Origin of the sequence: Flavobacterium sp., assembly GCF_036782315.1 — a bacterium.
GTDB lineage: Bacteria > Bacteroidota > Bacteroidia > Flavobacteriales > Flavobacteriaceae > Flavobacterium.
On the sequence record NZ_DAIPZK010000013.1, the window covers coordinates 1 to 11,406 of the forward strand.

The 11,406-nt window shown below is 32.9% G+C and carries 13 protein-coding genes and 1 tRNA gene; 4 read left to right on the forward strand and 10 right to left on the reverse strand.

The window, feature by feature from the left end; all coding sequences use genetic code 11:
• The first annotated feature begins 144 nt into the window (after positions 1–144).
• Together V7P59_RS10970 and V7P59_RS10975 are read left to right on the forward strand one after the other, a co-directional pair.
• The gene (locus V7P59_RS10970) at positions 145–1,902 is read left to right on the forward strand and encodes an aromatic amino acid hydroxylase (RefSeq protein WP_333810204.1); all 1,758 of its coding nucleotides are present in this window, start codon (positions 145–147) and stop codon (positions 1,900–1,902) included.
• 69 nt (positions 1,903–1,971) lie between these two features.
• Positions 1,972–2,280, forward strand: a complete 309-nt coding sequence (locus V7P59_RS10975) for a rhodanese-like domain-containing protein (protein ID WP_333810205.1) — start codon at positions 1,972–1,974, stop codon at positions 2,278–2,280.
• A 28-nt stretch (positions 2,281–2,308) separates the two neighbouring features.
• Here V7P59_RS10975 and V7P59_RS10980 read toward each other — a convergent pair whose 3' ends face one another.
• The 4 genes from V7P59_RS10980 to V7P59_RS10995 all read right to left on the reverse strand — a co-directional run bounded on the left by V7P59_RS10980 (position 2,309) and on the right by V7P59_RS10995 (position 4,632).
• Positions 2,309–3,454, reverse strand: a complete 1,146-nt coding sequence (locus tag V7P59_RS10980; protein ID WP_333810206.1) for a GNAT family N-acetyltransferase — start codon at positions 3,452–3,454, stop codon at positions 2,309–2,311.
• Positions 3,455–3,520: 66 nt separating this feature from the next.
• Positions 3,521–4,003, reverse strand: a complete 483-nt coding sequence (locus V7P59_RS10985; protein WP_333810207.1) for a DUF1761 domain-containing protein — start codon at positions 4,001–4,003, stop codon at positions 3,521–3,523.
• Between the two features lie 56 nt (positions 4,004–4,059).
• Positions 4,060–4,509, reverse strand: coding sequence for a KTSC domain-containing protein (locus V7P59_RS10990; protein ID WP_250579692.1), 450 nt, complete (start codon positions 4,507–4,509; stop codon positions 4,060–4,062).
• Between the two features lie 50 nt (positions 4,510–4,559).
• Positions 4,560–4,632, reverse strand: a tRNA-Met gene (locus V7P59_RS10995).
• Between the two features lie 115 nt (positions 4,633–4,747).
• Here V7P59_RS10995 and era point away from each other — a divergent pair.
• Complete coding sequence (gene era, locus V7P59_RS11000) at positions 4,748–5,632, forward strand: GTPase Era (RefSeq protein ID WP_333810208.1); 885 nt, start codon at positions 4,748–4,750, stop codon at positions 5,630–5,632.
• A gap of 226 nt (positions 5,633–5,858) precedes the next feature.
• Here the strand turns inward: era and V7P59_RS11005 are convergent, their stop codons facing one another.
• Entirely contained in the window at positions 5,859–6,350 is a 492-nt protein-coding gene (locus tag V7P59_RS11005) for a hypothetical protein (RefSeq protein ID WP_333810209.1), read from the reverse strand.
• 241 nt (positions 6,351–6,591) lie between these two features.
• Between V7P59_RS11005 and der the strand changes: the two genes are divergently transcribed.
• On the forward strand, positions 6,592–7,902 hold the full coding sequence (der, locus tag V7P59_RS11010; RefSeq protein WP_194093169.1) for a ribosome biogenesis GTPase Der: 1,311 nt from the start codon (positions 6,592–6,594) through the stop codon (positions 7,900–7,902).
• Positions 7,903–8,060: 158 nt separating this feature from the next.
• Here der and V7P59_RS11015 read toward each other — a convergent pair whose 3' ends face one another.
• From V7P59_RS11015 to V7P59_RS11035, 5 genes are all read right to left on the reverse strand, one after another.
• Positions 8,061–8,819 carry a TPM domain-containing protein gene (locus V7P59_RS11015; protein WP_333810210.1) on the reverse strand — a complete coding sequence of 253 codons (759 nt, stop codon included), beginning with the start codon at positions 8,817–8,819 and terminating at the stop codon, positions 8,061–8,063.
• Between the two features lies 1 nt (position 8,820).
• The gene (locus V7P59_RS11020) at positions 8,821–9,258 is read right to left on the reverse strand and encodes a TPM domain-containing protein (RefSeq protein ID WP_333810211.1); all 438 of its coding nucleotides are present in this window, start codon (positions 9,256–9,258) and stop codon (positions 8,821–8,823) included.
• Complete coding sequence (locus V7P59_RS11025; protein WP_333810291.1) at positions 9,258–9,860, reverse strand: LemA family protein; 603 nt, start codon at positions 9,858–9,860, stop codon at positions 9,258–9,260. The genes V7P59_RS11020 and V7P59_RS11025 overlap by 1 nt, the downstream gene beginning before the upstream one ends.
• Positions 9,861–9,885: 25 nt before the next feature.
• Positions 9,886–10,218: a MerR family transcriptional regulator gene (locus V7P59_RS11030; protein WP_333810212.1), complete on the reverse strand. Its 333-nt coding sequence runs from the start codon at positions 10,216–10,218 to the stop codon at positions 9,886–9,888.
• Between the two features lie 71 nt (positions 10,219–10,289).
• Complete coding sequence (locus tag V7P59_RS11035; protein WP_333810213.1) at positions 10,290–11,267, reverse strand: M23 family metallopeptidase; 978 nt, start codon at positions 11,265–11,267, stop codon at positions 10,290–10,292.
• Positions 11,268–11,406: the final 139 nt, after the last annotated feature.

Below are 11,406 nucleotides of genomic sequence, written 5' to 3' on the forward strand. Positions count from 1 at the left end.
TTACTGTGGATTATTTAGAAAATGGAGCTAAAAAACAATTTAAAGCGCATTTTGCAATGAAACGATAATTTTATCAAACTATTAAAATATTTTCCTGCTTTCTGAAAAAGTCGTAATTTTACGTCAAACATCACATGTAAAATTATGGAAACGCATTTTGAAAGTAATCCGCTGATTGACAGATTGCCAAAACATTTAAAACAATTCATCAAACCACAAGTATATGATGATTACACGCCTATCAACCAAGCCGTTTGGCGCTATGTTATGCGTAAAAATGTAGATTATCTTTCAAAAGTTGCACATAATTCTTACTTAGAAGGTTTGCAAAAAACTGGTTTGGAAATTGATAATATTCCCAACATGTATGGCATGAATCGAATTTTAAAAGAAATCGGTTGGGCTGCCGTTGCCGTTGATGGTTTCATTCCACCCAATGCCTTTATGGAATTTCAAGCCTACAATGTATTAGTTATTGCTTGTGATATTCGTCAGTTAGAACACATTGAATATACGCCAGCTCCAGATATCATCCATGAAGGTGCTGGTCACGCTCCCATTATTGCAAATCCAGAATATGCTGAATATTTAAGACGTTTTGGTGAAATTGGTTGTAAAGCCATTTCATCGGCACGAGATTATGAATTATATGAAGCAATTCGTTTACTTTCAATTTTAAAAGAAGCCGAGGACACACCAGAAGAAGAAATTAAAAAAGCAGAAGAGCAAGTAGATTTCTTACAAAACAATATGGGTGAATTATCCGAAATGTCTCGCATAAGAAACTTACATTGGTGGACAGTAGAATACGGATTAATTGGAACCGTAGATAATCCAAAAATTTATGGTGCAGGCTTACTCTCGTCTATTGGAGAAAGTGCATGGTGTATGACAGACAATGTTAAAAAAATCCCATACGATATTTCGGCAGCCGACCAAAGTTTTGATATTACAAAACCACAACCTCAACTTTTTGTAACTCCTGATTTTGCTCATTTAAGCTCAGTTCTTGAAGAATTTGCTAATAAGATGGCTTTAAGAACTGGTGGATTATCGGGTATAAAAAAATTAATTAATTCTAAAGCTTTAGGAACAATAGAATTAAGTACTGGACTTCAAATCACGGGTATATTTACCAATGTTATTGAAGACGAAGGGAAACCCGTTTATGTTCAAACAACCGGAAAAACAGCACTATCTCACAGAGAAAAAGAATTGGTGGGTCACGGTACAGAATACCATGCGGAAGGTTTTGGATCTCCAATTGGAAAACTAAAAGGGATCAACTTGGCTATTGAAGAAATGAGTCCACGAGATTTGCGTGCATATGATATTTACGAAGGCGAGCAAGTGACTTTAGAGTTTGAAGGAAACATTAAAGTTACAGGTGAAATAGTTACAGGAACACGCAATTTGCAAGGTGAAATCTTATTAATTAAATTCAAAAATTGTACAGTAACGCATAATGACACTGTTCTTTTCCAACCAGAATGGGGAATTTATGACATGGCGGTTGGGAAAAAAGTAATTTCTGCTTTTTCGGGTCCAGCCGATGTAAATAGTTTTGATATGATTAATCACGTTCCATCATCACAAACGATTAAACAGAAAAAATCAGCAGAAAGAGAAGAATTAGAAAAACTATATTCAAGTGTTCGTAATATTAGAGAAGGAAAACCTGCTGCAACTACTTTAAAAGAAGCATTTGCTTCCGTTTCTGCTGGACATCCAAATGATTGGTTATTATCTGTAGAAATTATAGAATTGGCTAAAAAAGAAGGAAATTCAGAATTAGTAGATAAGGTATTAAATCACTTAGAAAAAGTAAAAAGTAATCGTCCTGAAATTGCGCATTTAGTAGACAATGGTTTGGAATTAATATTTGAAAATGCTAACGCCTAATCAAAGTAACTTTTGTTACTGAAAAGGTTTAGAATTGCATTTACCTTTGTCAAAAAAAAAGAAACAATTATGGGAATTTTAGATTTTTTAGGATTAGGGAATAAAACCAATGAGATTCAAGAATATGTTCAAAAAGGCGCTATTATTTTAGACGTAAGAACGCCAGAAGAATATAGAGACGGACACATCAAAGGTTCAAAAAATATTGCTTTACAAGTTTTAAACGGAAACATCGAAACTATCAAAAAATGGAACAAACCCATTATCGCTTGTTGCCGTTCTGGAATGCGAAGTGGTCAAGCAACATCCATTTTAAAACAAAACGGAATTGATTGCATCAACGGTGGTGGTTGGCAAAGTTTAGAAAGTAAATTATAATAAAATGTCCCGATTAATTCGGGACATTTTATTTAAACGGATGGCGTTGTTGCCAATGTAATTCAGGCTCTAATTGCTTAAATATTTTACCAATATATCGGTTAATCAATTTATTGTTATGATATATAAATCCTGACATTTGAACTGGTGTTGCACCGATAGAACTTTTAATTTCGAGAGCTGTTCTACCAAAAATAATACGCTTGAATCCGTTTTCAATTCCATATTCAGTCATATTATATAACATATTCAAGTATAACATATTCTCTTTTTGAATGTGTTCGTTATAACCTAAAAAATAGGTTTCTAGAGTTTCATCATTCAATAACAAGGTATGAAATCCAACTAATTCTTCATTTAAAAAATAACCAAAAATTTGAAATCGATTTCCACATTGTCCTTTTAGAGTTGAAAAATGATTCTTGGATAAGAAAAACGTATTGAAAGGTGCATTTTTAGCTACATAGTAATATAAATCATAAATCTTTTCTTCATGTTGAAGCACTTCTTCATACGAAAGATTCTTCACTTGAATGCCATCAAACTTTTTACGAGCTCTTTTGAATTGGTCACGATATTTTTTTGAAAGTACAGCTACATAATCCTCCAAAGATTTCCAATTTTTATCTAAATAGAAAATCATGTTTGGTTGTGTATTGAATTCATACATGTTCGAAAAACGATATTTTTTCAATTCTACCGAACAATGATCATAAAAATCTTTAAACGAAACCAAATGAATTGAAATTTCTTTTTTCTTGAAGTATAATGTGATTTCATCAGCACTTTGCAAAAGAATTTCACTAATATGATTGAAGTCGATTTCCTTAGAAAAAACATACCCATTTTGACCTGTAATCATGTTATTTCCAAGAAACAAAGTATGAGAAGCAAAATTTTTAAAAATAAAATTACGAATTGCCGTTTTCAAACATTTATCGCGTTCACCAAAGGATTCTAATTTATTCAAATCTAGATATTGTGCCAAAGAAACACCAATAAGTTCTGAATTTTCAAAAATTCCAATATAAAAACACTCCATATTCACAGGAGCCGATTTCTCTAAAACCTTTAAATAAGGAGTTTGAAGAAATACATTACTCTGAGCCACAATGTCCCAAAGATCAGGTAATTCCTTAACCGAATTGTATATTTTAAATGAAATATTGTCCAACTGTAAAAGTAAAATCGCCCCACAAATGTAGAGCGATTCTTATATAATTAAATGTTAAATTTTATTTTATTTCCAACCACAAATAATAGCGCCCATTATAGTCATTACAACAATCCAATAACCTGATGTAATTGCAGCATATCTAAATGATTTTTGTTCAAATAAACAATTTGTTGCAACAATAGGTAATGCAATGAATAATCCCGACATGAAACCATGTAAAGCGCCATGTTTGAATGTTCTGAAAGCATCTTGATAATCTGCCATAAAAGCCGCATATGAAGGCAATGCTTTTGTTGCATCTCCTCCAACCATACCTAATGCACCAAATTGATGAATTGTTAATGGCATCATGATAAAAGCTAACATAAAAGCAAAAACAAACGTTAATCCGAAGATTTTTGCCATGTTTCCTTGCTTGGCTTTTTCTTCAGTCATCCCGATTTCATTCATCCAAATCGTTCCGAAAACCTTAGGATTGTACCAAACAAATCCAACAACAAAACTTGAGAGTGCTGCCACTAGAACAGCTAAAAAATTAATTTCCATAATTGATATAGTTTTTTGGTTAGTATATCAAATATAGGAAAAATTTTAACAATTGTTTATTCTGCAACTATTTTACTTGCACTGCGGTATAAAAACTCGTTATAAATGTGTCTTCTTGCAAAACGACTTGGAGACTCAGCATTTACCATTTTAATATAAGTTACTTTTGGAACACTGAAATACTCATAATTACTTCCATCTAAAAATGAAATGTACAATACTCCATTATCCATATAAAAATCTTGAATATTTACTGTTGAAGTAATTCTTTGGTAGACCTCTTTATTTTTCTCTTGTGTTTCAGGAGCAATACTAACCAAAAAATGGTATGCCTCAATAATATTTTTACTTCTTTCCTCAGCAGCTAAACGTTCCACTGGATCAGCAATTGTATCAGGATGATCTTCCTTCATACTATTTCTGTAAATGGTTTTCAATTCTTTCAGCGTAGCTGTTTTAGTAACATTGAGTAATTTTCTGTACTCGGCAATCTTTTTTGGATTCATAACGGATAAAAATAAAAAAAAGCCACTCACTTGGAATGGCTTCAACTTAGTAGCGGGAACAGGACTCGAACCTGTGACCTTCGGGTTATGAGCCCGACGAGCTGCCTACTGCTCTATCCCGCGATTTGTGAGTGCAAATATACAACGATTATCTTTAAATGCAAGCAAAATCGAAAAAAATATTTTATTTCTTCTATTCGGTTGATATGCCTACCTTTGTAACTGAAAATTTATTGAAATGGAACACAAAGCAGGTTATGTAAATATAATTGGAAATCCTAATGTAGGAAAATCTACTCTTATGAATGCATTTGTAGGAGAACGTCTTTCTATTATCACATCGAAAGCACAAACTACAAGACATCGTATTTTAGGAATTGTAAATGGCGATGATTTTCAAGTATTATTTTCTGATACACCCGGGATTATAAAACCTGCTTATGAATTACAAAGTTCGATGATGGATTTTGTAAAATCGGCTTTTGAAGATGCAGATGTATTAATTTACATGGTGGAAATTGGTGAAAAAGAATTGAAAGACGAAGCCTTCTTTAATAAAATTATCCATTCTAAAATTCCAGTTTTGTTGTTATTAAATAAAATTGATAAATCGAATCAGGAACAATTAGAAGAACAAATGCAATTATGGAAAGAAAAAGTGCCTAATGCTGAAATTTATCCAATTTCTGCATTAGAAAACTTTAATGTTCAAGCCGTTTTTGACCGCATTATCGAATTGCTTCCTCAATCGCCCCCATTCTATCCAAAAGATGCTTTAACCGATAAACCTGAACGTTTCTTTGTAAACGAAACCATTCGTGAGAAAATCTTATTGAATTACGATAAAGAGATTCCGTATGCCGTAGAAATTGAAACGGAAGAATTCAAAGAAGATGACAACATTATTAGAATTCGTGCCGTAATTATGGTAGAACGCGACACACAAAAAGGAATTATCATTGGACATAAAGGTGCTGCTTTGAAAAAAGTAGGAATTCAAGCGCGTGAAGATTTAGAAAAATTCTTTGGTAAACAAATTCACTTAGAAACCTATGTAAAAGTGAATAAAGATTGGAGAAGTAACGAACGTCAGTTGAGACGTTTTGGGTATAATCAGAAATAGAGTTACGAATTAGTAATTAAAAAGAAATAATCACTCCGTCATTTCGAGTGATTTTTAAAAGTGAAAATGCTAATTTTTGCTTTTAAAAATTGTATCGAGAACTATAGAAACGATTTTACCTTCTATAGTTCTCGATACTTTTTTAATTTTGAAATCTTAGGCTTTCCAAATAAAAAAAACTCGAAGTGACGACTGTGGAATTTTGTCTTCAGTTAAAATCTAAATCTTATTCCAAAACCTTATACATCAACTCTTCTAATTCATGCATTTGTGGGACTCCTTTTTCTCGGTTAATTCTTGCGATTACATATAATAATATCCAAAAAATAACCATTAGAGAAATCACTATTACATCTAACACTATGGATTGATTTAGCGACCAATGTGTGTAAGCCATCATACTGAATACTAAAAACAACCCAGCAACTACAAAGTGAAGAAACATAAACATGGTCCACAACAATTGCTCAGGTCCAAATAAACCTTTGACAATTGTTTTATCCTCTTCTGCTTCAAGTTCCAAATGCAAAAAAGGCGAATAGTATTTTCTTTTTTCTTTGCTGAAATAGAAATACAAATGTTCATCTATGATCTTGATTTGGTAATCTGACTTCAACTCAGACTTTAGCTTTTTTGCTCTTTCTAAGATTTGGTCAACACTTTTTTTTGATTCCACTTCAAATCTAGGACGAAGTGCGATGCTTTTTTGAGGTTCCATACTCTTATGATTTGTGCTAATATATAAATTTTTAACAAATGTTGAACAAATTTTTCAGTCTAGCCCAGATAGCAATGAAAACCCCGCAAATTTTACACCTATTTTTTCTTTTTATTGCGGTAGCAACCCTAGAAGCTACCGCAATAAATTTAGAAAAAAAGACGTAAAATTGTGGAGTTGTAATGGATAGCTGGAAAAAGCTCCAAAAAAAATCGTACTTTTGCCGATTCAAAATAAGATTATGAACAATATTGTTGCTATTGTAGGAAGACCAAATGTTGGAAAATCCACATTTTTTAACCGTTTAATTCAGCGAAGAGAAGCTATTGTTGACTCGGTAAGCGGTGTTACGCGTGATAGAAATTATGGAAAAAGTGAGTGGAACGGAAAAGAATTTTCGGTAATTGATACCGGAGGTTATGTAAAAGGTTCTGATGATATTTTTGAAGGAGAAATTCGTCGTCAAGTAGAGTTAGCTATTGACGAGGCGGATGCTATTGTCTTTGTGGTTGATGTTGAGGAAGGCATTACGCCAATGGATGACGAAGTGGCAAAATTACTTCGTAAAGTTAAAAAACCCGTTATTTTAGTTGTAAATAAAGTAGATAATGCCATGCGTGAAAAAGACGCTGTGGAATTCTACAACTTAGGATTAGGCGATTATTTCACGATTTCGGGAATGAGCGGAAGCGGTACTGGAGAATTATTAGATAAAATTGTAGAAGTTTTACCTGAATTACCAGACGCAGTTGAAGAGGAAAATCCGTTACCAAGATTTTGTGTAGTAGGAAGACCAAATGCAGGAAAATCATCATTCATCAACGCTTTAATTGGTGAAGACCGATTTGTGGTGACTGATATCGCTGGAACTACTCGTGATGCGATTGACACAAAATACAACCGTTTTGGATTCGAATTCAACTTAGTAGATACTGCAGGAATTAGACGTAAAGCGAAAGTAAAAGAAGATTTAGAATTTTACTCGGTAATGCGTTCGGTAAGAGCAATTGAGCACAGCGATGTTTGTTTATTAGTTATCGATGCCACTCGCGGATTTGAAGGACAAGACCAAAGTATTTTTTGGTTGGCGGAAAAAAACCGTAAAGGAATCGTAATCTTAGTGAACAAATGGGATTTGGTTGAAAAAGACACCATGTCTACTCGCGATTACGAAAGAAAAATTAGAGAAGAAATTGCTCCTTTTACTGATGTGCCGATTTTATTCGTTTCGGCTTTAACGAAACAACGTTTATTGAAAGCATTAGAAACAGCGGTTGAAGTTTTTGAAAACAGAAAACAACGCATTTCTACTTCCAAATTCAATGAGTTGATGTTGCCTATTATTGAAGCAACTCCACCGCCAGCATTGAAAGGAAAATACATCAAGATTAAATATTGTATGCAGTTGCCAACACCAACGCCTCAGTTTGTGTTTTTTGCGAATTTACCACAATATGTGAAAGATCCGTATAAACGTTTTATTGAAAATAAATTGAGAGAAAACTATAATTTTAGTGGGGTTCCAATTGATATTTATTTTAGACAGAAATAGAAAAAAAACTCGTTAGTACTGCTAACGAGTTTTTTTATTTTATATCAAGTACAAGGTTAAAAATAAAGAAGAGTTCGATTTCGCTTCGCTCAAAATAAGCCTACTTCGTAGGAGATTCCTCTTTCATCGGAATGACAATCATTATGTTTAATTTAGAACTACCAACTTCCGCCAGCGCCACCACCGGAGAAACCGCCACCACCGAAGCCACCACCAAATCCTCCTGAACCTCCGCCAAAGCTTCCACCACCAAAACCTCCGCTACCTCTTCCAAGGCTACTAAGTATAATGATATCACCTAAATCTAAACCTCTTCCTCCTCTATAATTTCCACCTCCTTTATTTCCTCTAGAAGCTAAAACGATAAGAATAATGATAAAAATTACAATTAAAATAAAAGGTAAAGGATTACTTGATTCTTTTCTAGAACCTTTGTATTTTCCTTTTAAAACTTCAAAAATAGCATCAGCACCTTTGTCTAAACCTTTGTAATAACTTCCTGCTTTGAACTCGGGAATAATAATATTTCGGATAAGTTCTCCGTTGATTCCTGCGGTTAATCTGTCTTCAACTCCATAACCTGGAGCAATCCAAATTTCTCTATCGTTTTTGGAAAGTAAAATCAAGATTCCGTTGTCTTCTTTTTCTTGACCAATTCCCCATTCGTGAGCCCATCTTGGAGTCAAAATCCCAATAGATTCTCCTTTTAAATCATCAATCGTAATAACAACAATTTGCGTTGTTGTAGAATCCGAATAGCGAACCAATTTGTTCTCTAATTCTTTTTCTTCTGTTGGATTTAACAAATCAGCATAATCGTAAACACTTGTTTGAAAAGATGGAACTTTAGGAATTGTGAATTGGGCATTAGCGTAAATTCCAGAAAGGAAAAACACTAGAATAAGTAGCTTTTTCATGTTAACCTCTCGAAATTTCGTTAGACAATTCATTTGTATCATTCGATTGATAGGGAAAATATTGCTTCAATCGTTCACCTGCTCTTAGAATTCCTTCAACCAAACCTTTTTTATAATTTCCTTCTTTAAAATTGGCAATCACAATATCTTTAGTGCAATCCCAAAAATCAGATTCTACTACTTTATCAATGCCTTCATCTCCAATAATAGCAAACTTTTTATCAGAAACACCAACATAAAAAAGCACTCCATTTCGGTCTTTAGTCTCGTTCATGTGCAATTGAAAAAAAACCTCCTGAGCTCGGTCAAGAGGTGATTTTTCTGTATGTTCTTCTAAATGCACTCTGATTTCTCCTGAAGTGTTTTTTTCCGCTTCAATAATGGCTTGAACAATTTCTTGTTCGTCTGCTTTTGATAAGAAATCTTCTGTTTTAGACATTATTTTTTCTCGTTATTAAAGTCAAATTCTACGTCAACTGGTTTCTCAGCACCTGCCACTGCATCGAAATATGGTTTTTCCTTGTAGTTTCCTAAAAACATTGAATTTGGGAAAACCAAAATGTAGTTGTTGTATTTTTGAACTGCTTCATTAAAGCGGGTTCTTGCTGTTAAAATTTGATTTTCTGTACTAGCCAACTCATCTTGTAATTTCAAGAAGTTTTGATTCGCTTTTAAATCTGGATATTGTTCCACCGTTACCAATAATCTTGACAAAGAACTATTTAAGTTTCCTTGTGCTTGATTGAATTGTGCTAATTGCTCAGGTGTAATGTTTGCAGGGTCAATTTTCACAGAAGTCGCTTCAGAACGCGCTTTAATTACCGCTTCTAAAGTAGATTTCTCAAAATCAGCCGAACCTTGAACCGTTTTAACTAAATTTCCAATTAGGTCATTTCTTCTTTGGTACGAAGTTTCTACATTCCCCCATTCTTTATTAACTTCTTGATTCACACGAACGGCTCCGTTTTTTATACTAAAGAACCAAAATATAAGGATTAAGATTAATCCACCACCAATCATCCAAGGCAAAAATTTTCTCATCATTTTTTTAAGTTTTATTGTTTGTTTATAATTGATTTTTAATTGTATTCAATTGTGCTTTAATAGTTTCTAGTTTTGAAATGATTTCAAATTTATCTAGTGTTTTCTTTTGATTTTCTTTCAAATGCGTTTTGGCTCCTTCCAAAGTAAATCCGCGTTCTTTTACCAAATGATAAATCAATTGCAAATTCTTTACATCTTCGGGTGTAAACATGCGATTTCCTTTAGCGTTTTTCTTTGGTTTTAGAATATCAAATTCTTTATCCCAAAAACGAATTAAAGAAGCATTCACATTGAAAGCCTTGGCAATTTCGCCAATACTGTAATATCTTTTATTTGGTGTTAATTCTAAATGCATTTTTCAAGTTCAAATTCAAGTTCAAATTCAATTACAAGTTCAAAGCTTCTGAAATACTCAATCTTAAATCGTTAATCCAAAGATTGATTTTCTTGGTTTGCTAATTTTGAAATTTCTATATATTCTTTTGCTGAAATACTTCCATAATAGAAATTCAGCGGATTTACACGCTCACCATTTTTAAATACTTCATAATGTAAATGGGGTGCCTGACTTCTTCCTGTGCTTCCTACATAACCAATTATATCGCCACGCTTTACTCTTTGACCAGGTTTACATTTATATTTGCTCAAATGCGCATACAATGTTTTATATCCATAACCGTGATTGATTTCAATATGATTGCCGTAACCTGACAACGAAGCATCTGCTTTATAAACTACTCCATCACCAGTAGCGTAAATTGGTGTTCCAGTTCTTGCGGTAAAATCCATTCCGTAATGAAACTTTCGAATCTTAGTAAACGGATCACTTCGATATCCATAACCAGAAGCCATTTGTTTTAAATCTTCATTTTTAACTGGCTGAATTGCCGGAATTGCCGCTAATAACTTTTCTTTTTGTTTTGCCAATGCTACAATTTCATCTAACGATTTGGATTGAATAACCAATTCTTTCGTTAAAACATCAACACGCCTTGTGGTGTTTTCAACTAATTCCGAATTGTTGTAGCCTTGTAAATCTTTATATCTGTTAACACCACCAAAACCTGCTTTTCGTTCTTCTTCTGAAATAGGAGATGTGTTGAAATAAATTCTGTAAATATTATTATCTCGATTTTCAATTGCTGTTAGCACTTCATTCATTAAATCGAGTTTTTTGTTCAAAACCTTATAATTTAATGTCATCACTTCAATTTCACGAGCTAAAATTTTATCCTTAGGCGTTTCAAAATAACTAGTGTTAATTAGCAACAAAAAAATCAAAAAACCAAACAAAGCCGAAGACAATAAAAATAGCATAACATAGGCAAATTTTTTCCTTTTTTTGGTTCTGATTCGCTTGTAGGCTAAATTTTCTGAATCGTAATAATATTTTACCTTCGACATATATGAAAATATACTATTTTTGTGCCAAATTTATTGAGTGACATAGGTTATACGAACAAATTTAAGAAATGTTTCATTCTAAAGCTATTTATTTTTTAGTTGGACAATTTTTTTAAAGATTTCCTTTCGTTTACTTATT

Coding starts and splice junctions, on each gene's coding strand:
- V7P59_RS10970 (WP_333810204.1), top strand. CDS start 145: ATGGAAACGCATTTTGAAAGTAATCCGCTGATTGACAGATTGCCAAAA.
- V7P59_RS10975 (WP_333810205.1), top strand. CDS start 1,972: ATGGGAATTTTAGATTTTTTAGGATTAGGGAATAAAACCAATGAGATT.
- V7P59_RS10985 (WP_333810207.1), bottom strand. CDS start 4,003: ATGGAAATTAATTTTTTAGCTGTTCTAGTGGCAGCACTCTCAAGTTTT.
- V7P59_RS10990 (WP_250579692.1), bottom strand. CDS start 4,509: ATGAATCCAAAAAAGATTGCCGAGTACAGAAAATTACTCAATGTTACT.
- era (WP_333810208.1), top strand. CDS start 4,748: ATGGAACACAAAGCAGGTTATGTAAATATAATTGGAAATCCTAATGTA.
- V7P59_RS11005 (WP_333810209.1), bottom strand. CDS start 6,350: ATGGAACCTCAAAAAAGCATCGCACTTCGTCCTAGATTTGAAGTGGAA.
- der (WP_194093169.1), top strand. CDS start 6,592: ATGAACAATATTGTTGCTATTGTAGGAAGACCAAATGTTGGAAAATCC.
- V7P59_RS11015 (WP_333810210.1), bottom strand. CDS start 8,819: ATGAAAAAGCTACTTATTCTAGTGTTTTTCCTTTCTGGAATTTACGCT.
- V7P59_RS11020 (WP_333810211.1), bottom strand. CDS start 9,258: ATGTCTAAAACAGAAGATTTCTTATCAAAAGCAGACGAACAAGAAATT.
- V7P59_RS11025 (WP_333810291.1), bottom strand. CDS start 9,860: ATGAGAAAATTTTTGCCTTGGATGATTGGTGGTGGATTAATCTTAATC.
- V7P59_RS11030 (WP_333810212.1), bottom strand. CDS start 10,218: ATGCATTTAGAATTAACACCAAATAAAAGATATTACAGTATTGGCGAA.
- V7P59_RS11035 (WP_333810213.1), bottom strand. CDS start 11,267: ATGTCGAAGGTAAAATATTATTACGATTCAGAAAATTTAGCCTACAAG.